The sequence below is a fragment of the Neorhizobium sp. IRS_2294 genome, from assembly GCF_050500145.1.
GTDB classification, from domain to species: Bacteria; Pseudomonadota; Alphaproteobacteria; order Rhizobiales; family Rhizobiaceae; genus Neorhizobium; species Neorhizobium soli.
Genome location: NZ_CP191440.1, coordinates 1,094,517 through 1,120,628, shown reverse-complemented (window position 1 = coordinate 1,120,628; position 26,112 = coordinate 1,094,517). Strand labels below are relative to the sequence as shown.

Here is a 26,112-nt window from a genome sequence, read left to right as displayed (position 1 = left end):
TTTATGATCTTTCCACCGACGGGCGTTTCAGGTGCCAGTCGGTATCGCGCTGGAAGGCATCCGCGACGCGCAACAGAAGCGCCTCGGCAAAAGGCCGGCCGACGATCTGAAGGCCGACGGGCATGCCGACAGCATCGAAGCCGACCGGAATGCTGATCGCCGGCAGGCCGAGATAGTTGAAGGCCCGTGTATTGGCGGAAAGGCTGAGGAATTTCGGGATCGCCCCTTCGACGCCCGCATCGACATCTGTCTCGGCAATCGTCGGCGGCGTCACCTTCATCGTCGGCATCACCAGAACATCGGCGTTTTCGAATGCCGATGCGAGGAAGGCCCGCAACACGGCACCACGACGGCGCAAAGATTGCAGGTAAAGCACGCCGGGAATGGCAAAGCCGGGATACATGCGGCTGTTGACTTGGATGGCATAATCCTGCGCCCGCCTGCGCATCCAGTCCGCATGGACGGTCGCGACCTCCACCTTGCTGAGGATCGCCGAATAGGTGGCCACCTCGTCCAGTGCCGCCAGCTCCACCTTGGTCCGGCTTGCGCCCCGCGCCTCCAGCACCGTCAGGGCATTTTCGAAACGATCGAGAATGGCGGCATCGACGCCGTCGAGGAAATAGGTCTGCGGAATGCCGAGCCGCAGACCACCAATTTCGCCGGTCAGCGCTGCCTCGTAATCGGGAACGGCAAGCTCACTTGCCGTGATGTCGTTGTCGTCCGGTCCGGCAATGACGGACAGCAGCCGGGCGCAATCGCGGGCGCTGCGGGCAAGCGGGCCGATACAATCGAGCGATGGGGCAAGCGGCATGGCACCGTAACGGCTGACCCGCGACCATGTCGGTTTGAGGCCGGTGATACCGCAGGCCGACGCCGGAATGCGGATCGAACCGCCGGTATCGGAGCCCAATGCGGCGGCGACCAGACCGGCGCCGACCGCCGCACCCGAGCCGGAGGAGGAGCCGCCGGTAACACGGCTTGTGTCCCACGGATTGCGCGCCGGGCCGAAATGCCGGTTATGGCCGGTCGGCCCTTGGGCAAATTCCGACATGTTGAGTGCGGCGACATGGATGGCGCCGGCCGCATCCAGCCGCGACAGCACGGTTGCCGTACGGTCGGCAATGTAGTCGGCACGGATCAGCGAACCGCAGGTGCATGGCTCGCCCTTGCGATAGAACATGTCCTTATGAGCAAGCGGCATTCCGGCAAGCGGGCCGGAAGCGATGCCTTTCGCCCTGTCTTCATCCAGGCGTACAGCCTTAGACCGTGCTGCCTCGCGGTTCGAACGGATCATCGCGTTGACGGCGCCGCCCTCATCGAGCCGCTGCAGGCAGGCCGAGGTCTCGGCAACCGCCGTCGTTTCGCCTTGGCCGATTGCATCGACCATGTCGCAGAGGCCCGCGACCGGGGAATTGCCGGGGCCGGTGGCCGTCTCATCCGTCCAGGCGGCTTGCGTCAGCGCGGCGGTAAAATCGGCCGGCTCGTCTTCCATCCGGCCCGGCGGCAATCGATGATAGGCATCGACCAGCCTTTCGATATCGGCGGAGAAATCGGTTACGGCCTCGTTCGGCGGATCGATCTGATGCCAGAACTGGATGTCGCGATCGGACATGGCCGAAGCCTCCTTAGCCGGGAAAATGACAGGCAACCTGATGCGGACGGCCGGTCGCTGCGAGATCCGGCCGGATTTCGGCGCAGATCGCCTGGGCCCGCGGACAGCGGGTGCGGAAGGCACAGCCGGAAGGCGGATTGATCGGGCTTGGAACGTCACCCGACAGGACCGGCCTGTTGACGCCATCGGCCACCTCGTCGGGGATCGAGGCGATCAGCGCCTGGGTATAGGGGTGCTGCGGGTTGTTCCAGACGGATTCCGAATCGCCGATCTCGACGATCCGGCCGAGATACATGACGGCAATCCGGTTGGAGATGTAGCGGATGACCGAGAGATCGTGGCTGATGAACAGGAAGGCGACGCCGAGCCGCTTCTGCAGATCGGTCAGCAGGTTGAGCACCTGTGCCTGTACCGAAACGTCGAGCGCCGAGACGGCCTCGTCGCAGACGATCAGTTCCGGCTCCAGCGTCAATGCACGGGCGATGCTGACGCGCTGGCGCTGCCCGCCGGAAAGCTCGTGCGGATAACGATCCAGAAGATGTTCGCCAAGCCCCACCTGGGCCGCCAGCATTTCGACCCGCGAACGGCGATCGGCCGGCGTGCCGCGCTTGTGAACCTTCAACGGCTGCTCGATGATGGTGCGGATCGTCAGGCGCGGATTGAGCGCGCCCATCGGGTCCTGAAACACCATCTGCACCTTGCGGGCCCGCGTCAGGCGGTCGGAGCGGTCATTGCCCGTTTCGCGGCCGCCGAGCACGACCGAGCCGCGGGTCGGACGGTTCAGCCCGACCACGCAGCGCGCCAGCGTGGACTTGCCGCAACCGGATTCCCCGACGAGGCCCAGCGTTTCGCCGCTATCGACCTTGAGATCGATGCCGTCCACCGCCTTCAAAAGACCGGCCGGCGTCGGATGATGCATGACGAGATCGACGAGTTCGAGTGCTGCCGGCATGATCAGGCCACTTTCGTTATGGGATGGAAGCAGCGATAGGCGCGGCCGTCATCTGTTTCGGTCAGTGCCGGACGCGTTTCGCGGCAGACATCGGTGGCAAAGGTGCAGCGCGGCGAAAACAGACAGCCCTTCGGCCGCGCGGTGGGTGCTGGAACCGCACCGGGAATGTCGTTGAGCGGCTTGCCATCGGTCTTGAAACTGCCGGACGGCCGCGCGGCGATCAGTCCCGCCGTATAGGGGTGGCGCGGCGCATGCATGATGTCGGCAACGGGACCGGATTCCACCACCACGCCCGCATACATGACGACCATGCGCTCGGCGACACGGCGCACGACGCCGAGATCATGGGTGATCATCACCAGGCTCTGGCCCGACTGTTCACGGATTTCGCGCAACAGATCGAGGATCTGCGCCTGCACCGTCACGTCGAGCGCCGTCGTCGGTTCGTCGGCAATGATCAGCGACGGTTCGCAGGCCATCGCCATGGCGATCGTCACGCGCTGGCGCATGCCGCCGGACAGCCGGTGCGGATATTCGTCGAGCCGCGTCTCGGGGTCGGGAATACGGACCTGTTCGAGCAGGCTGATGGTTTTTGCCCGCGCTTCCGATTTGGACATGCCGCGATGCTTGCGCAGCACCTCGATGATCTGCGCGCCGACGGTCATGACCGGGTTGAGCGCCGTCAATGGCTCCTGGAAGATCATCGCCATCCGGTTGCCGCGGATCGACTGCAGGGCACGCGCCGGCATTTCGGTCAGCACCTTGCCTTCGAATTCGATCCGGCCGGTCGTATGCTTGCCGAGCTGGTCCGGCAGAAGCCCCATGATGGCAAGCGAGGTCAGCGACTTGCCGCAGCCGGATTCGCCGACGATCGCAAGCGTTTCCCCGGCGCCGACCTCGAAGGACAGGCCTTCGATCAGCGGCACGTCGGCGGCAGCCGAAATGTAAAGGTCGGAGACCTTGAGCAGCGCCTGTTTCTGTCCCTGGGACGTCTGCATGTCAGCGCGCCCGGAGACGAGGGTTGAGGACGTCATTCAGAGCATCTCCCATCAGATTGAGCCCAAGCACGGTGAGGACGACGGCGGCGGACGGAATGACGGTAATGTACCAGGCGGTGCGAAGCGCCGACCTGCCGCCGCCGATAATGGCGCCCCAGCTCATCATGTTCGGATCGCCGAGCCCGAGAAAGGAAAGTCCTGCCTCGACGATGATCGCGGTGGCGACCAGAACCGAGGCCGCCACGACGATCGGGCTCAGACAGTTTGGCAGGATCTGCGTCAACATAATGCGCGCATCGCCCATGCCCATGATCCGGCAGGCGAGAACAAAGTCCTGGCCGCGCAGCTTGAGAAATTCGGCACGCACCAGCCGGGCGATCATCGGCCAGGAGACGACGCTGATCGACACGACGATCGTCGTCAGCGACGGGCCGATGACACCGACGATGACGATCGCGGCGAGGAAGGACGGGATGGTCTGCACCGCATCGGTGAGACGCATCAGGATATCGTCGATCAGGCCGCCGTAATAACCGGCGAGCGAGCCGACCAGCGAACCGACGACGACGGAGACGACCGCAGCACTCATGCCCACCAGGATCGACATGCGCGCGCCATGCATCAGGCCGGCGGCGATGCTTCTGCCCATGCCGTCCGTGCCGAGCAGGTGGTTCGGGTTCTGACCCGGCCACAACATCGGCCGCGCCACCATCCGCCAAGGGCCGTCTGGAAAGAACACACCGGCAAGGATGGCGCTCAGGAAGACGGCAAGCAGAATGATGCTGCCGACGATCCCGCTCGGATGACAGAGGAACCGTTTCAGTTTTCCGGCGGGAGCTTTCATTTCAATTCAACCCGTGGATCGAGAAGCACATAAAGGAGATCGACGACGAGGCTGACGACCACGACCGACAGCGAGCTGACGAACATCACGCCGAGAAGAAGCGCCGTGTCCCGTTCGAAAACGGCATCGAAGGCGGTTCGCCCCATGCCCGGCAGACCGAACACCGTCTCGACCAGAACCGCGCCGCCGATCAGCGAGCTGACCTGCAGACCCGCCATGGTGACGAGCGGCAGAAGCGCGTTGCGCAATGCGTGGCCGTAGATGACCTTGCGTTCGTCCATGCCCTTGGCGCGGGCGGTGCGGACGAAATCCTGGCCCATCACTTCGAGCATGGTGGCGCGCGCCAGCCGGCCGTAGATGGCGATGTAGAACGTACAGAGTGCGGCGACCGGCATCACCAGATGGGCGGCGAGATCGCGGATATAGGCAAACCCCGTCAGCTTGCTGCCGACCGACGACAACCCCGCGACCGGAAGCCAGCCGAGCTTGACCGAGAAGATCAGGATCAGCGAGATCGCCACGATGAAGGATGGCGTAGCATAGAAGATCAGAGCGGCCGTGGAGATGATCGCATCGGTGGCGCGGCCGGCGTTACGGGCGGCGATGACGCCGAGAATGGTGCCGCAGGTGAGCGAGATGACCACCGACAGCACGACCAGCGTCGCCGTGGTCGGCAGGCGCGAGAGGATGATGTCGAGGACCGGCGCCGAATTGCGGAAGGAATAGCCCAGATCAAAAGTCAGCAGCTGCCCGAGATAATGGCCAAGCTGCACGACAAGCGGCTGATCGAGACCGTAACGGACACGCAGATCGGCCATTTGCTCGGCCGTCATGTCGGAATTGCCGGCCAGCACGTCCACCATATCGCCGGGGGCGGAATGGATGATGATGAAATTGGCGATCACCACCAGGAACATGACGATGAAGGCCTGGCTGAGGCGCCGCGCCAGAAAGCGCAGGGCCACGGGGCTCAGGATGCGTGAGAGGAAGCCGCGCTTCCTCCCCGCCGGTGAAACGGCCGCACTCATGCGTCGAGCCAGACCTGTGAGAATGTGCCGAACGGGCCGACGGCGCCAACCGTGTGATCCTTGACCTTCTTGTTGGCAATGGTCACGCGCGAGGTCGAGCACAAAGGCAGTGTCGGCACGTCTTCCATGATCTTGCGCTGGAAATCGGCATAAAGCTGCTTGCGCTTGACCGGATCCATTTCGATCTGGGCTGCTTCGAGAAGGGCATCGACCTCCGGATTGGAATAACCGGAACCGTTGGAGAAGGCGACGCCCTGCTTGATGTTCTTCGACCAGTAGAAACGATGGACACCGATCGTCGGGTCGGCACCGGCGCTGCCGGTAAAGGTGCTCATGTCGAAATCGCGGTCGGTATAGACGCGCTTGACGAAGCCGCCGGAATCCGTCGAACGAACCGTCAGATCGATGCCGACCTGGCGAAGCTGCTCGCGGATATATTCGGAGGTGCGCAACGGCTCTTCGCCATAGTTGAGCGCATCGATGGTCAGCTTGAAACGAATGCCGCCATCCTTCTTCGGATAACCGGCCTCATCCAGCATCGCGCCGGCCTTTTTCAGGTCGACCGGATAGCTCGGCACGTTTTCCGTCGTGTAGAAGTCGCGCTGGTCGTGATGGATCGGGCCGGTACCGGCATTGCCGAAGCCGAACCAGATGTTTTCCGTGATCCAGGCGAAGTCGATGCAATGGGTGATTGCCTGCCGCACCTTCAGATTCGACAGGATCGGATGGCGGGTGTTGAAATCGAGAAGATGCATGGACGAGGAAATCTCGTAGCCGTGATCGGTGACCTCGAAACCGTCGGTCTGCCCGAGCCGGATGATCTCGAGCGGCGGGATGAGGCTCGAGGCAACGAGATCGGCTTCACCCGATTCCAGCATGGCAGCACGGGTTGCGCCGTCGGCGACGTAACGGATCACCAGACGGTCGAGATAGGGCCGGCCATTGTCCCAATGGCTCGGGTTGCGGTCCATGACGACGCTTTCGCCGCGCGTATATTGCGACAGCTTGAACGGGCCGGTGCCGACCGGGGCGGTATTGGCCGGGTTGGCCATGATATCGGTGCCGCCATAGATATGGGCCGGCATGATCGGCGATTCCGACGCGTTGAGCGCCTTCATCAGGGCCGGCTGCGGCTTGGTCAGCTTGAAGATGGCGGTATGCTCGTCCGGCGTCTGCACTTCGGTGAGATTGGCGAAGGTGGAGCGGCCGCGGCCATGATGCACCTTGAGGATTTCCATCACCGACATGGCGACGTCCTTCGAGGTGAACGGCTTGCCGTCGTGCCAGTTGACACCCTTGCGCAGATTGAAGGTGATGGTCAGGCCATCCGGTGCGATGTCCCAGGATTCGGCCAGCTGCGGAACCGGCTTCATGCCCTCGGCATAATCGACCAGGCCTTCATAAAACTTTCCGCTGATCAGCGTCTCTGGTCCAGCCGTCGTGATCGCCGCATTGAGATGCGTGGGCGCCGGCCAGCTGACGATCGTCAGCGTGCCGCCCGACTTGGGCTTGGCCTGCGCCCAGGCGGGCGTGAAGGGAAGAGCCGAACCGATTGCGAGGCCGGCCAGAAACTGGCGTCTGCTGGGATGGAAGAGGAAGTTCGTCATGTTTCATTGTCCTTCTGGAGCGACCCGGGGCGGGGAAGGTATGCCGACATGACAATCTGCTGACGGACGGGCTGCAGAGTCAACAAAAATGTAAATTATGGAATTCTATTTTGCAAAATAGTTATATCATGAGAGTATTTTGAACAGGGATTGGGCAGCGTGTTCACCGATTGTGCGGGCCCTGCCTAAACGATCACCACTTACGTCAGCGCCTCGGGACGACAGGCGCTAGAGCCCACGAAAGACAGTGGAGTACGGAGCACGAGATCTGGGTGAGTTGCTCACGTTCTTAATCCTCAAACGTCTGTACGACTACAACTCGGTCCACAGTGACAGATTAATGCTGGGCAACGACCCGACTCCGTGTTGATGCGAACTACCGTCCGCCCAGAAGCCGGGCTGCCTAGACGCCTTGAACAGAGACGAACTGGCGACCCTGTCATTGTTTACAGCCTACTCCGGGAAAAACCGCGACCTACCAATGCATTAAACAACAAAAGTGCACGGCGATGACGGGTGCCGTACAGAGTCAGAACGACAGCTGAACCTTCATCGACTTGCTGCGGTCGCCGGCTGTTTGAAATGCGGTGATGGCATCCTCTAGTGGGAAGGTTCCGGTCAGAAGCGGTTTCAGATCAACACGGCGCTTGTTGATGAGTGCAACGGCCAGGCCGAATTCCTCATGGAAGCGGAACGTGCCCTTCATCTCAATTTCCTTTGAAACGACCATGTTCTGAGGAATGGAGACATCGCCGCCGAGGCCGAGTTGCACCAATGTTGAGCGCGGGCGTAATACTTCGAGACCGGATCGCACAGCGCGTTCATTGCCCGAAGCCTCGAACTGAACGTCGAAATGACCTTTGTTAGCGGAATAAGCCGACAGTCCCTCGGGGTTGTTTGCGACATTGATGACCCGGTCGGCACCGATCTCCAGCGCCTTGTTCAACACCGTATCCATCACGTCGGTCACGACGATCTCGCGGGCGCCATGGGCGCGGGCAGCGATAATCGCGAGCGCCCCAATCGGGCCGCAGCCGGTCACCAGGACCCGTTTGTCGGTGAGTGCGCCGGCGCGACTGACCGCATGCAGCGTCACCGCGAAAGGCTCGGCCATTGCCGCCTCGTTGATCGAGACGCCCTCGGCTACCTTGTGGCACTGATAGCTTTCGGCCACGAGACGCTGGCGGAAAGCACCCTGAATATGCGGCATGGGCATGGCCGAGCCATAGAAGCGCATATTCAGGCAATGGTTCTGCTGGCCCTTGAGGCAGTATTCGCAGGCATTGCAGGGCCGAGACGGCGAGACCGCGACCCGGTCGCCGACGGCGAGGCCGGATACGCCCTCGCCCAGCGCCTTTATCGTGCCGGCCACTTCATGGCCAAGGATCATCGGCTCGCGCACACGGATCGTTCCGAACCCACCGTGTTGGTAATAGTGCAGGTCGGAGCCGCAGATGCCGCCGGCTTCGATCGCGACCTCAACCTGTCCCGGCCGCAAGGCCTCGACTTCGCGTTCCTCGATCCTAAGATCTTTGGCAGCGTGGATGACGACAGCTTTCACGGCGATTTCCTCACAATACCGGGGTCAGAAGAGCGACACCTGCAAAATGCGCCGCGAGATTGTCGCGCACCAGTTTGCCCATCGCCTTGCGGGTTTCGATCGTGCCCGAGGCATGATGCGGCTGCACCAAAACATTGTCGAGCGCCAGGAAGCGCGGGTTGAGCTTCGGCTCGCCCTCAAACACGTCGAGTGCCGCCGAGCCGAGCTTACCGCTTTCCAAGGCGTCGAGAAGAGCGTCCTCGTCGATATTAGAAGCACGCGAGATGTTAATCAACATGCCCTCCGGGCCGAGCGCTTCAATCACGGTCTTCGACACAACGTGGCGGGTCACAGCCGACGCCGCGAGTGTCACGAACAGGAAGTCGGAATGCTTGGCCAGTTCCACCGGATCGGCGATGAAGGTCATGTCCTTTGCGAAGTCCCTGGCCGAAACATCGCTATAGGCGATGTCCATGTCGAAGCCCTTGAGGCGCTTGGCGACCTCGAAGCCAATACGGCCGAGGCCGAGAATGCCGGCCCTGCGACCCCAGACGCGACGCTTCAGCGGGTAGAGGCCCTCCGCCGACCAGCTCCCGTCCTTGACCCAGGTTTCCGCGCCGATGATGCCGCGTGACTGGACCAGCATCATGGCAACGCCGAGATCGGCGACGTCATTGGTGAGGACATCCGGCGTATTGGTGACGCGGATGCCGCGAGCGCGGGCCGCATCCAGATTGACTGCATCGTAGCCGACGCCATAGACCGAAATTACTTCCAGCTTTGGCAGCTGTCCGATCAGTTCGGCCGAGGCGCCAAGCTCGCCGCGAGTAGCGATGCCGCTGATATCGGCGCCATACTGCGCCAGAAAAGCGTCGCGATCGGAAGCCTCGTAAAGCTTGTGTATTTCAAACTGCGCTTCCAACTCGACCATATCCCATTCGGGATAGGGTCCGATCATCAGGATGTTTGGCTTGCTCATTGTTTCCTCCATCTGTTTTGAACTTGGCCTAAGGACCGTTTGATGACGCCAGATATTCGAGCGCCGAAACGACGATCGCCTCCAGCGGTTGATTTATCTCGATCGTGACCACCCGGTCCTCGCCGTAGGGAGGATCAAGCGTCGCGAGCTGGCTGTCGAGCAGCGATAACGGCATGTAGTCGTGACAGCGCTCTGCCATTCGTGCGGCCAGCACCTCGCGGCCGCCATGCAGATAGACGAAGACCAGAGGCCTGCCGGCCAGCGCCCGAAGCCGATCGCGATACGTCCGCTTCAGGGCTGAACAGGAGACGACGACATTGCTGTCGCCACCGAGCGTTTGGCCAAGTGCATCGAGCCAGGGCCCGCGATCGGCGTCATCCAAGGCCATGCCTGCCCGCATCTTCTCGGCATTCGCCGCAGGATGAAGGCTGTCACCTTCGATGAAATTGGCGCCGATGCGGCGGGCTAGACCGTCCCCCACCGAGGACTTGCCGCAGCCGGAGACGCCCATGACCACGACGGCTCCGACGCCTGCCCCCGTATCAGAGGCTGATTGTGATGCCGCCATCGACATAGAGCGTGTGTCCATTCACAAAGGATGAAGCCCTGGACGACAGGAAGACTGCCGCACCGACGAGCTCCTCGACATCGCCCCAGCGGCCGGCAGGCGTGCGCTTTTCCAGCCAGGCAGTGAATTCCGGATTATCGACCAGCGCCTGATTGAGTGGCGTCTTGAAATAGCCGGGCGCCAGCGCGTTGATCTGCAGGCCGTATTTCGCCCAGTCGGTCGCCATACCGCGCGTCAGGTTTTTCACCGCGCCCTTGGTCGCCGTATAGGGCGCGATCCCGGGGCGAGCGAGTTCGCTCTGCACCGAGGCTATGTTGACGATCTTGCCGCGACCGCGGGCGATCATGTGCTTGGCGACCGCCTGCCCGACGTAAAACGCGCTGGAAATGTTGGTCTTCAACAACTGCTCCCAGCGATCCACCGGGAACTCTTCCAACGGACTGCGGAACTGCATGCCAGCATTGTTGATCAAGATATCGATCGGACCGACAACGCTTTCGATCGCATCGACGCCGCGCTTGACCGCGTCGGCATCCGTCACATCGAAATCACTGGCTAAAACGCGGGCGCCAGTGTCAGTCAGCTCGCGGACGGCAACATCCAGCTTGGCGCGATCGCGCCCATTCAGCACCACCTCGGCGCCGTGCTCGGCGAGACCGCGCGCCAGCGCGAGCCCGATCCCCTGCGACGAACCCGTAACGAGCGCCCGCAGACCGGTAAGGTCAAAAAGCGGAAACGTCATCGCGCTCAAACCTGCGCCACAAGGTCGTGGCTCGCGGCACTCGTGACGCGGTGATAGACCTTGCCGTCGAACATGGTCAGCAGGTGCTGTGTCTGTTCGCGCGACTGGAAGCGTGCATCGCAGGCCATGGCGCGCTCGAGCGCCACTTTGTCCGGATAGGTGATGGCCAGAAGCAGAGGCATGGAGGGCGCACCCTCGTCGCGTTCGAGCTCGCGGCAGACGGAAACGCTCACCGCGCCGTCAAATTTTGTCCATAGCGGCGTCAGTGTGGTCTCTACGAAATGGTAGAATTCCTCCTGCTTGCCGGTTTTGATCGTCCCAACGAACTCTGCGTAGCGTATCAGCATTGTATTTCTCCTCTCAGCCCTTCGGGCCATCGTAAAACTTCATCAGTGCGGCGTTGTCCGCCGCGCCGAGGCCTGCCGACACCATCAGCCGATGGATCTCCATGCAGAGCGACGTCATGGGCATTGCAGTCCCTGTGTGGACCGCCAGCGACCGCGCCGCGGAAAGATCCTTGACCATGTTGTCAATACGGCCGGTCGGCGAGTAGTCGTTGCGCGCCATCTTGCCCATGAACTCTTGCAGGATCGCACTGTCGGCGCGACCGCCGCTCAGCGCCGCAGGAATCCTCTGTGCATCGACACCCGAATCGATTGCCAGTTTGGTCGCTTCGGCCACCGCGACGAAATTGAGCGCGCACAGGACCTGATTGATCAGCTTGGTCGTCTGGCCAGCGCCGCTTGGGCCCATCAGGGTCAGGTTCTGGCAAAGGTCGTCAAGGATCGGCTTTGCCTCAGTAAAATCGGCAGGGTTACCACCGGCCATGACCGTCAATTTGCCTTCGTAAGCTTTTGGCGCCCCGCCGGACAGCGGGCAATCCAGCCACTTCAGGCCGGCCGTCGCGGCGTCCGCACTGAATTGCCTGGTCAGGATCGGGTCGATCGACGACATGTCGATGACGACCGTTCCGGCCGCAGCGCCTTTAACGACGCCGGTGGGACCAAATGCAGCTTCGCGGACGATCGCTGCGGAGTTGAGGCTGAGAACAACGGCGTCGGATCGTGACGCGGCGTCAGAAGCGGTAGAGGCTGCCTCCGCGCCTTGGGCGGTCATCTGCGCCACCTTTGTGGTATCCACGTCAAAGGCGATGACGGCATGGCCGGTTTTCAGGAGGCGTGAGCCGATTGCGTGACCCATGACGCCGCAACCGATCAGTGCGATTTTCCGTTTTTTTGACACAGCTGTTCCTCTCCTCCCGACCGGGGGCTCAATGTGATAGCCAAAACGAGTTATGGGCGGTCAGCCGATCTCTGATCTGAGAAAGGCTTGCAGCTCGGGCGTTCTGGGATTGGTAAAAAATTCTGCGGAAGGCCCCTCTTCGTGGATGATGCCGTCCTTCATGAAAATTGTCCGGTTGGCGACCCGGCGCGCGAAACCCATTTCGTGGGTGACGAGCAGCATGGTCATGCCTTGGCGGGCAAGATCCTCAATGACAGCAAGTACCTCGCCGGTCAGTTCCGGATCGAGAGCCGACGTCACTTCGTCGAACAGCAGAACCTTTGGGCGCATGGCAAGCGACCGGGCGATTGCGACGCGCTGCTGCTGGCCGCCAGATAACATGTCCGGATAGGCGTCGAAACGATCTCCAAGTCCAACCATGGAAAGGCATCGCTGCGCTTCGTCCCGGGCGGCCGCCTTGCTCTGACCCTTCACCTGCATGGGAGCAAGCATGATGTTCTCGCCTGCCGTCAGATGCGGGAAGAGATTGTAGCTTTGGAAAACGATGCCGACGTCGCGCCGGAGTTCTCGTAAGGCGGCTGGTTTTCGCGACATGGCGTGGCCGGCGATCTGGATACGGCCGCTATCGACCATCTCCAATCCGTTGAGACAACGCAGGAACGTGCTCTTTCCCGAGCCGCTCCGCCCGATCAGCGCAATAACCTCACCGGCCTCGACATTCAGAGAGACGCCCTTGAGCACTTCGAGCGGGCCAAAGCTCTTGCGGATATCATTTGCGATTACGACAGACATGTTCACCTCACGATGGGAATGCGAGGGCAGCCACATATGCTGCCCTCTGCGACCATTGGGCTCAGAAGGAGGGCAGTTCGGGCATCGGCGTCTTCATCCACTTCTCGTAGATCTGGCCGAGTTCGCCGCTCTGCTTGTGGACGAAAAGAACCGTGTTAATCCAGTGCAGGAGGTCCGGATCGTTGCGGCGCAGGCCTACACCATAGAAGCTCTGCAGATAGGTCGTCTTTTCCTCAAACTTGTCGGGATAGCGCTGCTGCAGCTGCGCGCCAATATAGTTGACGGTCCCGATCGCATCCACCTGACCGGCGACAAGCGCGTTCAGCGTCGTGCTGTCATCGTCGAAGCGGATCAGCTCCATTCCTGGAATATTGGCCGCCGACAGCACCTTCTCATGCGCGGTTCCGCGCGGCACGCCGACCTTCTTGCCCTTCAGGTCTGCCAGGCTTTTGATCTCGGTGCCCTTCGGGGCGATGATGACCGACTTGTGACCGCCATAGGGGTTGGAGAAAGCAACCGACAGTGCTCGCTCGGTATAGATGCCGAAGCTTGCGACGACAAAATCGACTTTTCCGGTCTGCAGCGACGGAATGCGGGTCTGACCGGTGACCGGCACCAGTTCCAGCTGGACGCCGAGATCCTTGGCGAGCAGCTTGGCGACATCGACGTCGAGACCATCAGGCTGCATCTCCGCATTGGTGGTGCCGAAGGGCGGGACAGAAAGATCGACACCGATCAAGACCTTCTTGCGGGCGATGATGTCTTCGAGAGAGGCGGCGGAGGCCGCGGTTGCGCCCAGAGCGATCGCGAGACCGATCAGGGGCATGATTAGGGATTTCAGGCGCATGTTGTATCCTCTCAGTTTTGACTTCCGGTTATGATCAGCGACCTTCTTTGTGTCGTTGATGATGGGTTGGCTTAGGCACTGGCCCCGCGCTTCGCGGCGCGGCTCTCAAGCCAAAGGCTGATCTGGGTAAGGGGGAAACACACCGCGAAATAGAACAAAGCCACAGCCAGGAAGGATTTCAGCGGCTCGAACGTCGCGTTGCTGACGAGCTGGCCGGCTCGGGTAATTTCGACAAAGCCGATGATCGAGGCGATCGATGTTTGTTTGATGATCTGCACCAGAAAGCCGACGGTCGAAGGCATTGCCAAGCGGATCGCCTGCGGTGCAATCACAAAGCGAAGAACCTTGAAGGGATGCAGTGCCAGGGCATCGGCGCTTTCCCATTGCGCCTTCGGAATAGCCCTCAACGCGCTTTCCCATATGGCGCCGAGAAAGGCGCTTGAGTTGATGGTCAGTGCCACGGCGGCAGCTGTGATGGCGCTGACTTCGACACCGAAAAGCGACGGGGCGTAGTAACAGATGAACATCAGGATCAGCAGCGGTAGTCCCTGGATGAACTGCATATAGGCGGACGTCGCTATGCGGAGCGCCTTTAAAGACGAAATGCGCATCACGGCGAGCGCGATACCGACTATGCCCCCACCAACGAATGCGATCGCGGTCAGCGTTAGTGTCCAGCGGAGTGCATAAAAGATGAAGAAGAATTCCGGCGAGCCAAATGTACGCATGTCAGATCCCCCGGAAAAGATTGCGGCGCGAGCGGCGAAAAATCAGCAACCCGGCAAGGTTCAGGATGGCGCGGAAGACGAAATTCATCAGGACATAGACGCCGGCAATCACGAGATAGACCTCCATCGTGCGGAACGTTTCCGAGCTGGCGATCATCGCGGCACCCGTCAGATCTTCGACACCAATCGCCGAAACGAGGCTGGTGGACAGCATGAGCAGCACGCATTGCGACACGACGGGCGTAAACACTTTCTCGAGCGCCGGCGGCAGGATGACGAAGCGAAGCGTCTGGAAATAGGTCATCCCGAGGCTTTCAGCTGCCTCCACCTGACTACGATGCGTCGACTGAATACCGCCGCGGACGATCTCGGCGATATAGCCGCCGTTGTTCAGAACCAGCGCGATGAAGACCGAGGTCAGCGGCGACATTCGCACGCCAATATTCGGAAGTCCGAAAAAGATCACGAAGATCTGCACCAAAAGCGGCGTGTTGCGCATCGCCTCCACGTAGCATCGCACGAGGAAGCGCGGCAGAAAGCTCGGCAAAGTAGAGGCGACGGCGCAAGCGACGCCCAGCGCGATGCCCCCGAAAATACCCACGAACGCCAGCAGCATCGTCAGCCAAAAGCCACTGATGAACTGCGGTAGGTAGTTTGCCAGTGGGCCGAATTGGAAGGTGTAATCCATATTAACCTCGGCGTTCGCGCTTTACAGTTCCAGTCTTTACTCAGTCCCGAGCGCCCGGACGCGGATATTTTTCCCCGCTTGCGCGATCGTGTCGGGGTGGCAGAGATCGAGCGCGGCTGCAACGAGCCACCAAGTGTGGTCGGCCTGCCGGATGATGAAGCATTCGGTGCTATGGCCGATCTGGCCGAATTCCATGGCGTGGCCCATGCAAATGTGACCGATTTCGTCGGGCAGGCCGACGGACAGGCAGACATGCGCACCATAGGCGGAATGGCGGTAAGTCGGATCACCGTAGCGGTCGCCACGTTCGGCGGAACGCTTCAGCTTGACCGGGTCGAACTCCCAGGTCTTGCCGATGTCGTGGCAAAGTCCGCCGGCGAGAATGATGTCGCGGTCGACCTTGGCCTCAGGGTAGGTTGCCTTGAACTCCTCGTAGATCGAAAGTGCAAGGCGGGTGACGCCACGCAGATGCGCATCCTGAGTGCCTCGCTTCAGGGAAAAGATGTTCGGGCTGCCCTCGCCTTGAATGTCGGTGACGCGATCGAACGACGAACGCTCGAGAGCGAACACCCAAGCGTCGATAACCTTTTCGCGCAGTTCGGCAGACTGGATATCCGCAATCTCTGGCAGATCTTCGAGGATATCCGCGCGGGAAATGGTTTTGTACATTTTTTGACCACCTAACTGAAGTGCTTATTGAGTGAGCTTATGAGCGATTGAATTCAAAATCCAATTAGGATATTGCCAGGTATCGATCGAATTTTTCTATAGGTTGACATGGCTCTCAGCTTTTCGGCGGTCGAGGCGTTCTATTGGGCCTCGCAATTGCGCAGCTTTAATGCTGCGGCGGACAAGTTGAGCATCACTCAGCCGACCGTGTCATATCGGATCAAGGAGTTGGAGGAACAACTCGGCGTGCCTCTGTTCATCAGGCAGAAGCGCCAGTTGCAGCTGACCAGCGAAGGCGAGGCTCTCAAGCATTACGCCGAGGCGATGATCGGCATTGCCCGGGATATCGAATCCAATATCAAGACGCGAAACACCCGGCTTCCGACGCTCAGAGTTGGCGTGATGGACAGTTTCGCCGTTGTCTGTCTGCCAGCATTGCTGGAGGAACTCGATGGCCGCTTCGCGGAGACGCGCGTAGCGGCAACCGTCGACACCAGCCATAATCTCGCCCGACAGCTCTCCGAAGGGCTCCTCGATATCGCAGTCCTGTCGACACCGCCCGAACATGATAATGTTGCGCTGGAGCTGCTCGGCCGTCAGACGGTGGAGTGGTTCGCCAGCCCCAAACTCGATATCCCGCGCGAATTCGTCTCCGATGCGATGCTTCTCCGACAGCGGATATTCTCGACACCCGCCCCGTCCAATCTCCACACCTTGACGACCAATGCCTTGAGCGGCAATCGCGAGCTTGGCCTTCGACTGAACGTCTGCAACAGCCTAGGAGCCATCCTCAACCTGGTTGAGGCCGGCACCGGCATCAGCATCCTGCCAGGCAGACTTCTCCATATGCAGCTGAAAGCAGGAACAGTGAATGTGCTGCGAACTCAGTCCCGCCTCCCGATGCAGGACGTGTTCATCGGCACCAACAAGGGCGCGGTCGTGCGGGCTTTACCGCAAGTCTCGCAGATGATCCGCAAGGTGAGTGTAGACGTCGCGTTCTGTGGGTGACGATGCACCGTCGCCGGCTCGAGTGATCGCTGCGTTCGTGATTGCACCACGGATTCTCGGGACGACTGCTTTTCGTCCCGCGAGAGTTACCGATTACCACTTGTCCCTTGATGTGCTTTTCGCCTTGATGGGATTCAAACCAGCGCCCCACTTTGAGTAAGTCAAATAAGTGTCTGTTTTCCTTGATTGGCTTGGAAGAGCCACCGGATCTGCTCTTAAAACAAAGGCTCCCTGAACCCGTTCTCGACTGCCGCAGGGCATCTTTACAGCAAGCTGCCACCTAATGAGGCAAAAGCGATCAGGACCTGATCGCGTGCAGCGTCAATGACTAACGGTCAACTTCGGGCTAAAGATAAACTCGCGGCCCGCTGCAACCTTTCTCAATCGTACTTCATGTCAGGCCGCCTGCAAAAGTTTCAGCATCGCTAGGGCGCCCGAACAGATAGCCTTGTCCAACCTGACAACCCATGTCAGCGAGCGTTGTGCGCTGGTCCTCAGTCTCCACACCCTCCGCAATTACCGTCAAGCCCAGAGCCCGTCCGAGGTCGATGACGGCCTGGACGATTACCCTTCTCGAAGGCCTCGTCGTAAGTTCGCTGATAAAGGTTCGATCTATCTTGATCTCTGTCACCGGGAAAGTCTCGAGAGAGCGTAGGTTCGAGTAACCAGTACCGAAGTCGTCGACCGAAAGCCCTACCCCGATCAGTCGCAGTCGCTGGAACGCGTCCATCACGCCGGGCGTATCGCCGAGGAACATGCTTTCCGTGATCTCAAGGGTAAGCCATGCCGGGTCGACGCTGGTTGCACGCAGAACACGCTCCAGCATATCGGCCATGTCATGCCGCAGGAACTCTCCAGCTGACACATTCACCGAGAAACGCAGTGGCTTGTCGCGCTGGGCGTTTATCTGCCGGGCGAATGCCGCACCGGTCGTCAGGTTTTTCTCGGTAAGATCGAGCAGCAGACCCGACCGCTCCGCGGTCTCGATGAAATTGCCAGGAAGCTGAGTGCCGAACAGCGGATGGTTCCAACGGATCAATGCTTCGGCGCCCACCCACTGACCTGTGAGGAGGTCCACTTGAGGCTGAAAGTGATAGACGAATTCGTCATTCGCAACCGCGACCTTCAATTCGCGCGTCATTCGTAAACGACGGCGCGCCTGCTCGTCGTCCTCGTCCCGAAACCGGCGCGGACCAGCGAGAGGGTCGGACTTGGCTGCCCAAAGTGCGGTGCCGGCGTTCCTTATCAGCGAAATGGTGCTGCTTACGGGCTTGCCAATCGCATAGCCGATTGCAAACCGTAGGAAGACCCTGGCGCCTGCCACCGCAAACTCTGCAGCAAGCGAGGCGGATACCGACGCAACTGTTGCGTCTACGTCCATTTCATCCGGAAGCTCGAACGCTAAAGCAAACTCGTTCGCGCCCATCCGGGACACAAGCGAAGCGCCCACCTCCCGTAGCCGTCGTCCGGCCTCACAAAGAACGGCATCCCCGACTTCGAAACCGTATCCGGTGTTGAGGTCGTGAAAGTCGACTATATCCAGTTTAACAACGAGAACTGTCAAATCTGAATGCGGCGAAAAACGTTCCTCAGCTGCAACGAGAAAGGACTGACGGTTCAGGCATCCTGTGGTGCCGTCCAGGTTGGCGAGACGATCTAGAGCGCTGTGGGCTTGGCGGATTTCCGAGACGTCGCGCACTATACCGACGTAGAAAAGCTCCTTTCCCACTTGGACAGGCCTTAGACTGAGACTGTTCCAGAACGGTGTTCCGTCCTTGCGATAGTTGCGCAGCGTCGCATCGACGGGCTCCGCAGCCTCGATCCCTTTGCGAATACGAGCAATCTCCTGCTGGTCGCGCTCGTTGCCTTGAAGGTAGCGGCAATCCTTTCCGATGACCTCGTTGCGAGGGTAGCCTGTTAAACGCTCGAAGGCTTTGTTCACGTAGAATAGCGGAGTATTTGCGCCTGAACGCCGGCCGATCGCGATCCCTTCCGTTAATTCCTCGACTAGTGTCGGAAGGATTTTAAGGATCGCATCAGAGCTAGGATGTGTGTCGTCGCTCATCACGGACACGCGCGTTAAAAGGTCCGATAGCGTATTTTCGAATTCTTCCATGACGGGAGCATGGATGCCGAACACCAGACGGATCAACCCACAGATTAGGCAGTCTTGAGACAATCATCAGCCGTTTTCGGACAAACTGCCTCTTGCTCCGTCGCCGGACGTACGGAAGCGATCGCGGTAGTCGGATGGCGCCACGCCAACATGAGAAATAAAGGCACGCCGCATTGCACGTGCCGATCCAAAGCCACTTCTCTCGGTGATCGATGCGATCGAGAGCCGGCTCCCCTCCAAGAGAAAGCGGGACACATCGATCCGCGTTAGATCGACGTAGTCCGATGGCGATATGCCAACTTCTTGAGAAAAAACACGGTTGAAGTTCCGCGCGCTCATCGCCGCTATTTTTGCCAGTGCTGTGACCGAAAGGTCTTCCGCTGGGTGATTCAGGACATATTGCTGGACGACATGTAGACGGCTACGGTCCACCGCCTGCGCCGCCAAATGCACGCTGAACTGAGATTGATCACCGGGTCGCTTCAGGAACACGACGAGCCGGCGGGCAACGTCGAGTGCCATCTCGCGGCCAGAATCCTCCTCGACGAGGGAGAGGCCAAGATCGATGGCCGCGCTCGATCCGGCCGAGGTGATCATTCTGCCGTCGCGTAGAAAGACCCGGTCGCCTTCGACACGCGCCTCGGGGAAGCGCTGGGCAAGGAGAGCGGCAAACTGCCAGTGCGTCGTGACACGGCGGCCTTTGAGCAGGCCAGCCTCGCCGAGTATAAATGCTCCTGTGCATACGGAGCCGTATCGCCGCGCTTGCGAGGTCATGGCGATCAGCCAGTCGACGACCTGCCTGCTCAAGCCATGCGGAGCTCCGACGCTCCCGGCCACGAGTATGGTGTCCGGATGACCGGGGTATTTATCGAAAGCGCAATCGGGCAGCACCCTGAGCCCTGATGCGCAGCGGATCGTGCGATCGCCTTCAGCCACGATCGTGACCTCGTAGAGTGGTGTGTCCACGCGGGTGTTCGCCTCCGCGAACACGTCCATGAGCCCGGCTAGCTCCAGGGAATGCACGTCCGCTGGCACGAAGATAACGATCCGCATGGGAATTCCATCGCCTCCAGGTTCGAAATCAGTCCGCATATGTCTGCACGAAGGGATGCGCAGAGGACTGCCTAAAATGCGTTTGCAAAGGTGGGCTGGGCCTTCCACAAAACTTACGGTGGCCACCCGCATGGGTCGGATTTCGGATTACGTCGTTGAGGTCGTCGAACGCTACATGCGCGTTCTGGACGTGTACATAATCACGCTTGATCTCGGCGCGCTTCGCCAACCTCAACCCAGCTCCGGTCTGTGTGGCCCGGCTGTGGCGAGTATGGAACGATATCACAGAGAGCTGGCTCGGTTTGTCTGAACAGTTTCGGGCGTTTCGCTAAGTGGATTTCCACCTCGATTATGCCGCCACCATCATTGGTGCCAGCGCGTTGAAGTAGGCCTGATCCGGCGTCCTCCGGTCAAGGGATGAATGTGGGCGTCGGCTATTGTAAAAGGTCAGATAGCGGCGGATGCCAGCGCGGGCCTCGGACACTGTTTTATAGGCGTGGAGGTAGACTTCCTCGTATTTGATCGAACGCCAGAGCCGCTCGACGAAGACGTTGTCCCGCCACGCACCCTTGCCATCCATCGAGATGGCAATCTCAGCCTTTTTCAGCACCGCCGTGAAGTCGACGGAGGTAAACTGCGAGCCCTGATCGGTGTTGAAGATGTCCGGCTTTCCGTAGCGGGCAAGCGCTTCCTCGACCGCTTCGATACAGAAGGCTGCTTCCATCGTGATCGACAGCCGCCACGACAAAACCCTCCGACTGAACCAGTCGACGACCGCGCAAAGATAGACGAAGCCCCGCGCCATGGGGATGTAGGTCAGGTCCATCGCCCAGACCTGGTTGGGGCGGGTGACCGCCAGCTTGCGGAGGAGATACGGATAGATTTTGTGACCGGGAGCCGGTTTCGAAGTGTTCGGGCGACGGTAGATCGCCTCGATGCCCATCTTCTTCATCAGCGTGGCGACGTGCAGCCGCCCAGTCTCCAGCCCTTCTCCCCTCAAGAGCCCTTGCAACATCCGACTTCCGGCAAATGGGTAGTCGAGATGCAACTCGTCGATCCGGCGCATCAGAGCCAGATCGCCGTCAGACACCGGACGCGGCGAATAATAGACGCTGCCACGGCTGAAGCCGAGAAGCTTCGCCTGGCGCACGACGGATAGCTTATGCTCGCGGTCGATCATTTCTTTCCGCTCAGCAATCCCGCCTTGCCGAGCGCTCCGGCTAAAAAATCATTCTCCAGCGTCAGCTCCCCGATCTTGGCGTGCAGCGTTTTGACATCGACGGTTGGACCCGCCGGTTCCGCCTTCGCTTCATCGCCGAAAACGCCTGTCGCTCCCTCAAGGAGCTGGTCTTTCCACTGCTTGATCTGGTTGGCGTGCACGTCGAACTGCTGGGACAGTTCCACCAGCGTCTGCTCGCCTCGAATGGCGGCGAGCGCCACTTTTGCCTTGAAAGCCGGGCTATGGTTCCGGCGCGGTCGTCTCGTCATGGTATCTCCTGTTCCTGGCATCTAAGCCGAAGTCAGGCAGAAATTCCACTTATCCCCGCTGTGCAGATTTCCCGAGCCACCTCTCATGGCCACCAATGCGGCCGCCGTTATCCCGACCAACGCGTACATCTTTTGCCCGAAAGTTAAGACAATATGTTTGACGTTGACTTGCTTTCCTTGCCAATAAAACCCGCCGTGCTTGTCAATCCCCAGACAATCCAGTTCATCCATCCCGATTTTTCGGACGCCCTTAGGCCAATCGTTGACGTCCGGCCGTTGCCGGGGCACTTCTTCCATTCCGTGTCGTTTGTCCTCGTCCGCCATGAAGCTTCCTCCAGCTCAGAAATCGCGACAGAAGACTAGACGAACCACATTGCGGTCGGCGGCCTCATACATCACTGCGGGGCAAGATGTGCAGAGTCGGCCCCAAAGTTGATGCCCGCGTTTGATGAGTTCCTCGGGATGCGAGGGATGGCATCACCGACTTCGGAACGGATCGAACCTTCAGCCCAGGGTGCATTTTTTGTGGCCGTCTTTTCACGGCTCTTGCCAACAAGTTGTTCCTGTACGCGATTCTGAGCAATAATAGGGTGTTTGGCGGTCTTCGTAGTTGACGACCGTCAATTTGTGTCCGAAGTGCCGGGATTATCCTTGCGGTGCAACGCTCTCCGCTAATTGCAGGATCTCGTGACAATCTCTGCCCGACGTGCAACTGCAGGAAATCCGATGCCGAAACGACCTATGGCCGATGCAGTGAAGGCGACCGAGAAGCTTGAAGGCGTCGTTCATGTCCGAGGCGCACGGGAACATAACCTCAAGAACGTCGACGTCGACATCCCACGGGACGCGCTTGTCGTCTTCACTGGTGTCTCCGGATCCGGAAAATCCTCGCTCGCCTTCAGTACCCTCTACGCCGAGGCCCAGCGCCGCTACCTGGAATCCGTGTCTCCCTATGCTCGCCGTCTCTTCACGCAGATGAGCGTGCCTGACGTCGACCTAGTCGAAGGCCTCCCACCCGCGGTTGCCCTGCAGCAGCAGCGCGGATCGCCGACAGCTCGCTCCTCGGTCGGAAGCGTGACGACAATCTCGAACCTCCTTCGGATGCTCTATTCACGGACAGGCACCTACCCACCGGGTCAACCGCACCTGGAAGCAGAATCGTTTTCTCCAAACACGCCTGAGGGTGCCTGCCCGCAATGTCATGGCCTCGGTCGTGTCCACGAGGTGACCGAGGCCTCCATGGTGCCGGATCCCTCGCTGACCATTCGCGAGCGCGCGGTGGCGGCATGGCCGTTGGCATGGGGCGGGCAGAATCTGAGGGACATTCTTATCACGCTCGGCATCGACGTTGACAGGCCGTGGCGGGAGCTTCCGGAGAAGACCCGCCAATGGATCCTGTTCACGGACGAGCAGCCCGTCGTCCCGGTCTATCCGGGTCTCACGCACGATCAGGTGAAGCGTGCCATGGCACGCAAAGACGAGCCCTCATACATGGGAACGTTTTCGAGCGCACGCCGGCATGTCACTCATAGCTTCGCGACGACGCAGAGCGCGATGATGAAGAAGCGCGCTGCTCGCTACATGATCAGCAGCGCTTGCCCGCTGTGCGAGGGGAAGCGGCTGCGCAAGGAGTCGCTCTCGGTGACATTCGAAGGCCTCGACTATGCCGAAATGAGCAGACTGCCGATGGCGCGGTTCTCCGACATCTTCGCGCCTTACGCGGATGCCGATGCCAGGAAGCTCAAGACCATGCGGAAAGAGCATCCGGAAAAGGCAATGGTAGTCCAGCGGATCGCTGCAGACCTCTGCCGACGGATGGATGTCCTTCTTGATCTCGGCCTCGGCTACCTCACGCTTGAGCGTAGCACGCCGACCCTGTCTCCGGGGGAACTCCAGCGGCTTCGCCTGGCGACCCAGGTCGTCTCAAACCTCTTCGGTGTCGTCTATGTCATGGATGAGCCATCCGCAGGCTTACACCCGGCCGATACCGAAGCGCTGTTGCGGGCGCTCGACGGCCTCAAAGCGGTCGGGAATTCGCTGTTCGTCGTGGAGCACGAGCTCGACGTCGTCCGCCACTCGGACTGGATCGTCGACGTTGGCCCGGGCGCTGGCGAGCTGGGCGGTGAAATCCTCTATAGCGGCCCGCCGGAAGGGCTGCGGAAAGTGGAACGATCCGAAACCGCCAGGCATTTGTTTGCTGAAGCTGGGAAGTCCTCTCGAACTTGCAGAAAACCAAATGGATGGCTCCGCCTGTCCGGCGTCACTCGAAACAACCTCCGTGACGTTGATTGCGCCTTCCCACTCGGCGTCATGACGACGGTGACTGGTATCTCCGGGTCAGGCAAGTCGAGCCTGGTCAGCCAGGCGCTCGTCGAGCTTGTCGGTGAAGCGCTTGGCGCTCCGGTTCGCGCGGAAAACGACGCGGAAGGCGACGCCGGCCTGGAGGTAGAGCCGGGCTCGCCGACGCAGGGCAAGATCGAAGGTGGGTTGGACAGCATCCGACGCCTCATCGAGGTCGACCAGAAGCCGATCGGCCGGACGCCCCGCTCCAACCTCGCGACGTACACCGGCCTCTTCGATCATGTTCGCTCGCTCTTTGCCGCCACTCCAGAGGCAAAGAAGCGCCGCTACGACGCAGGGCGGTTTTCCTTCAATGTCGCCAAGGGCCGCTGCCCCCGGTGCGAAGGCGAAGGCTTTGTCATGGTCGAGCTGCTCTTCCTTCCGAGCGTGTATGCCCCCTGCCCGACTTGCCATGGCACCCGCTACAACCCGCAGACCTTGGAGATCAGATACCGAGGAAGGGACATCTCGCAGGTACTCGGGCTGACCGTCGCGGACGCATGGGACTTCTTCGATGACGCCCCAAGTGTTCGCTCGTCATTGAAGGTCCTCAGGGAGGTCGGCTTGAGTTACCTCCGGCTCGGTCAGCCTGCGACCGAGTTTTCAGGAGGTGAAGCCCAGCGCATCAAGCTGGCGACGGAGCTACAGCGGGCCCAGAAAGGTGGCGCACTCTATGTGCTGGACGAACCGACGACGGGGCTGCATCCGTCGGATGTCGAGCGGCTGATTGCACAGCTCAATGCGCTTGTCGAGTCCGGTAACACGGTGATTGTCGTCGATCACGACATGGCACTCGCTGCGGCGAGTGACTGGATCATAGACATTGGCCCGGGTGCGGGAGATGAAGGTGGGAGGATAGTCGCAAGGGGAACGCCGGAGCAAGTTGGCCTTTCCCGAGACAGCCGAACAGCACCGTATCTCAAGCGACAGTTGCCTCCTTTCTCAACCGAAGCCGAAAGAAGTTCCCACGAAACGAACTGAGAGTTCCAGGTAATCTTGACCGGATATGAACCCCGCGGCCGCCCGTGCTAAGCGGAAAAAGCTCCGCTTAAGAGCTTCGAAAATCAAAGTTTAACGCCTTTAGAGGATTCGAACCTGCGGCCCTGTACTGGTTAGTCGCGTGTTTTAGGTCACTGATTGAAGGGCGAAACGGCCGTGCGGATGAATTCGACCAGTTTCTGAGAGGCGAGCGAGGGCGGCCGGCTGGAAGGTGTCAGCAGCCAGACATTCATGGAGGTCTCCGGCAGCAAGGTACGGCGCACAAGGCGACTTTCCGGATAGTCGAGCCCGACGAACGGCGGCACGATCGAGATGCCGACCCCGCTGGCGACGAGACTGCACGCGGTTTCCGACAGGGGGACCTCGATCCGGGTGCGCTTTTGCACACCGCGCATCTGAAACGCGCGGTCAACCGTCATCAGCGAACAATCGTCCCGGGGCAGCGAGACGAACGATTCGTTGCGCAGGTCGTCGATTTCCACCACCTGCTTTGCGGCAAGCGGATGGCCTGCGGGGAGCACGCAGACCATGGCGAAGCGCATGATGATCTCCGAGCGGACATTGGGCTGGTCGAAAGGCAGGACGCTGATACCGATATCCACCTGCCCCGCCGCGACGAGTTCTCCGATCCGTGGCGAGTTCCGGCTCTGCAAGGTCAGGTGCATGTCGGGCTGCTCGGCCAGAAATGGCGACAGCGCCTGCGTAAGATAACGCGTGGAAAACGCCGCGGGCGCCGCGATTGTCACTTCACCCCACTCCCGATTACGCACCGCCTCGGCTAGCTTTGCTATCCGCTTTGTCCCGGCAAACATCCGGTCGACCTCGGCGGCCAGTAGGCGGGCCTCGAGCGTCGGCACCAGCCGTCCGCCGCTGCGGGTGAAGAGCTTGAATCCGCAGGCTTCCGAAAAGCTTTTCAGAAGTTTGCTGACGGCCGGCTGGGAAATGCCGAGCCGCTCCCCGGCAAACGTCACCGATCCGGTTTCGATCGTCATGTGAAATGCTTCGAGCTGCCTGATATTCATCCCTGACCGCATCCTTGATGCCGCATCCGGCGTCATGAGTTTTGGTTATAATGGTAGGCCAACAAGCTATTTGACAATCATATTGTCAAGGCGCTTCTATCCAGCAAGCAAGATCGTCTCTCTTCCAGAAGATGCAAAAGCACCGGTCGGGAGCCAAGCATAAAAACCAATCAGATGCGTCGGGCACACTGCTCCGCGGACGGCCCTGCCAGGGCCGGCTGGTGATCAATCATGCCAAGGCCGCAAAAGT

The 26,112-nt window shown here is 60.3% G+C and carries 24 protein-coding genes; 2 read left to right on the top strand and 22 right to left on the bottom strand.

Annotated elements, in window-relative coordinates; genetic code table 11:
* Position 1: 1 nt before the first annotated feature.
* From ACQY1K_RS22310 to ACQY1K_RS22230, 17 genes are all read right to left on the bottom strand, one after another.
* Positions 2-1,612, bottom strand: coding sequence for an amidase (locus tag ACQY1K_RS22310; RefSeq protein ID WP_430259558.1), 1,611 nt, complete (start codon positions 1,610-1,612; stop codon positions 2-4).
* Between the two features lie 13 nt (positions 1,613-1,625).
* Positions 1,626-2,564, bottom strand: a complete 939-nt coding sequence (locus ACQY1K_RS22305) for an ABC transporter ATP-binding protein (RefSeq protein WP_430259556.1) — start codon at positions 2,562-2,564, stop codon at positions 1,626-1,628.
* 2 nt (positions 2,565-2,566) lie between these two features.
* On the bottom strand, positions 2,567-3,598 hold the full coding sequence (locus ACQY1K_RS22300; RefSeq protein ID WP_430259554.1) for an ABC transporter ATP-binding protein: 1,032 nt from the start codon (positions 3,596-3,598) through the stop codon (positions 2,567-2,569).
* The gene (locus tag ACQY1K_RS22295) at positions 3,564-4,406 is read right to left on the bottom strand and encodes an ABC transporter permease (protein WP_430259552.1); all 843 of its coding nucleotides are present in this window, start codon (positions 4,404-4,406) and stop codon (positions 3,564-3,566) included. Before ACQY1K_RS22295 ends, ACQY1K_RS22300 begins: the two co-directional genes overlap by 35 nt.
* Positions 4,403-5,434 carry an ABC transporter permease gene (locus ACQY1K_RS22290; RefSeq protein WP_430259550.1) on the bottom strand — a complete coding sequence of 344 codons (1,032 nt, stop codon included), beginning with the start codon at positions 5,432-5,434 and terminating at the stop codon, positions 4,403-4,405. Before ACQY1K_RS22290 ends, ACQY1K_RS22295 begins: the two co-directional genes overlap by 4 nt.
* A complete protein-coding gene (locus ACQY1K_RS22285) occupies positions 5,431-7,041 on the bottom strand; it encodes an ABC transporter substrate-binding protein (RefSeq protein WP_430259548.1) in 1,611 nt (536 codons plus the stop codon). Before ACQY1K_RS22285 ends, ACQY1K_RS22290 begins: the two co-directional genes overlap by 4 nt.
* A gap of 529 nt (positions 7,042-7,570) precedes the next feature.
* Positions 7,571-8,602 (bottom strand): L-idonate 5-dehydrogenase, encoded by a 1,032-nt coding sequence (locus ACQY1K_RS22280; protein WP_430259546.1) that lies wholly within the window; start codon positions 8,600-8,602, stop codon positions 7,571-7,573.
* Between the two features lie 10 nt (positions 8,603-8,612).
* Positions 8,613-9,560: a 2-hydroxyacid dehydrogenase gene (locus ACQY1K_RS22275; protein WP_430259544.1), complete on the bottom strand. Its 948-nt coding sequence runs from the start codon at positions 9,558-9,560 to the stop codon at positions 8,613-8,615.
* A gap of 28 nt (positions 9,561-9,588) precedes the next feature.
* Positions 9,589-10,128, bottom strand: coding sequence for a gluconokinase (locus ACQY1K_RS22270; protein ID WP_430260629.1), 540 nt, complete (start codon positions 10,126-10,128; stop codon positions 9,589-9,591).
* Positions 10,103-10,870: an SDR family oxidoreductase gene (locus tag ACQY1K_RS22265; protein ID WP_430259542.1), complete on the bottom strand. Its 768-nt coding sequence runs from the start codon at positions 10,868-10,870 to the stop codon at positions 10,103-10,105. Before ACQY1K_RS22265 ends, ACQY1K_RS22270 begins: the two co-directional genes overlap by 26 nt.
* A 5-nt stretch (positions 10,871-10,875) precedes the next feature.
* Positions 10,876-11,217 carry a hypothetical protein gene (locus ACQY1K_RS22260; RefSeq protein ID WP_430259540.1) on the bottom strand — a complete coding sequence of 114 codons (342 nt, stop codon included), beginning with the start codon at positions 11,215-11,217 and terminating at the stop codon, positions 10,876-10,878.
* Between the two features lie 13 nt (positions 11,218-11,230).
* Entirely contained in the window at positions 11,231-12,112 is an 882-nt protein-coding gene (locus ACQY1K_RS22255) for an NAD(P)-dependent oxidoreductase (RefSeq protein WP_430259538.1), read from the bottom strand.
* Between the two features lie 60 nt (positions 12,113-12,172).
* Entirely contained in the window at positions 12,173-12,904 is a 732-nt protein-coding gene (locus ACQY1K_RS22250) for an amino acid ABC transporter ATP-binding protein (RefSeq protein WP_430259536.1), read from the bottom strand.
* 61 nt (positions 12,905-12,965) lie between these two features.
* On the bottom strand, positions 12,966-13,751 hold the full coding sequence (locus ACQY1K_RS22245) for a transporter substrate-binding domain-containing protein (protein WP_430259534.1): 786 nt from the start codon (positions 13,749-13,751) through the stop codon (positions 12,966-12,968).
* A 71-nt stretch (positions 13,752-13,822) separates the two neighbouring features.
* The gene (locus tag ACQY1K_RS22240; RefSeq protein ID WP_430259532.1) at positions 13,823-14,479 is read right to left on the bottom strand and encodes an amino acid ABC transporter permease; all 657 of its coding nucleotides are present in this window, start codon (positions 14,477-14,479) and stop codon (positions 13,823-13,825) included.
* Position 14,480: 1 nt separating this feature from the next.
* A complete protein-coding gene (locus ACQY1K_RS22235; protein ID WP_430259530.1) occupies positions 14,481-15,167 on the bottom strand; it encodes an amino acid ABC transporter permease in 687 nt (228 codons plus the stop codon).
* Between the two features lie 36 nt (positions 15,168-15,203).
* Entirely contained in the window at positions 15,204-15,836 is a 633-nt protein-coding gene (locus tag ACQY1K_RS22230) for an HD domain-containing protein (protein WP_430259528.1), read from the bottom strand.
* A 108-nt stretch (positions 15,837-15,944) separates the two neighbouring features.
* Between ACQY1K_RS22230 and ACQY1K_RS22225 the strand changes: the two genes are divergently transcribed.
* Positions 15,945-16,844, top strand: a complete 900-nt coding sequence (locus tag ACQY1K_RS22225; RefSeq protein WP_430259526.1) for a LysR family transcriptional regulator — start codon at positions 15,945-15,947, stop codon at positions 16,842-16,844.
* A gap of 391 nt (positions 16,845-17,235) precedes the next feature.
* Here ACQY1K_RS22225 and ACQY1K_RS22220 read toward each other — a convergent pair whose 3' ends face one another.
* The 4 genes from ACQY1K_RS22220 to ACQY1K_RS22205 all read right to left on the bottom strand — a co-directional run bounded on the left by ACQY1K_RS22220 (position 17,236) and on the right by ACQY1K_RS22205 (position 21,825).
* A complete protein-coding gene (locus tag ACQY1K_RS22220) occupies positions 17,236-18,960 on the bottom strand; it encodes a putative bifunctional diguanylate cyclase/phosphodiesterase (RefSeq protein WP_430259524.1) in 1,725 nt (574 codons plus the stop codon).
* Positions 18,961-19,026: 66 nt separating this feature from the next.
* On the bottom strand, positions 19,027-20,013 hold the full coding sequence (locus ACQY1K_RS22215) for a GlxA family transcriptional regulator (protein ID WP_430259522.1): 987 nt from the start codon (positions 20,011-20,013) through the stop codon (positions 19,027-19,029).
* 349 nt (positions 20,014-20,362) lie between these two features.
* A protein-coding gene (locus ACQY1K_RS22210; RefSeq protein ID WP_430257338.1) for an IS3 family transposase occupies positions 20,363-21,501 on the bottom strand; the annotation gives its coding sequence in 2 pieces (ribosomal slippage) (positions 20,363-21,234 and positions 21,234-21,501; 1,140 coding nt in all).
* Between the two features lie 21 nt (positions 21,502-21,522).
* Positions 21,523-21,825 carry a hypothetical protein gene (locus ACQY1K_RS22205; RefSeq protein ID WP_430259520.1) on the bottom strand — a complete coding sequence of 101 codons (303 nt, stop codon included), beginning with the start codon at positions 21,823-21,825 and terminating at the stop codon, positions 21,523-21,525.
* Between the two features lie 402 nt (positions 21,826-22,227).
* On the opposite strand from ACQY1K_RS22205, the gene ACQY1K_RS22200 reads away from it, so the two are divergent.
* Complete coding sequence (locus ACQY1K_RS22200; RefSeq protein WP_430259518.1) at positions 22,228-24,822, top strand: excinuclease ABC subunit A; 2,595 nt, start codon at positions 22,228-22,230, stop codon at positions 24,820-24,822.
* A gap of 149 nt (positions 24,823-24,971) precedes the next feature.
* On the opposite strand, the gene ACQY1K_RS22195 is transcribed toward ACQY1K_RS22200, so the two are convergent.
* Positions 24,972-25,862 carry a LysR substrate-binding domain-containing protein gene (locus tag ACQY1K_RS22195; protein ID WP_430260627.1) on the bottom strand — a complete coding sequence of 297 codons (891 nt, stop codon included), beginning with the start codon at positions 25,860-25,862 and terminating at the stop codon, positions 24,972-24,974.
* Positions 25,863-26,112: the final 250 nt, after the last annotated feature.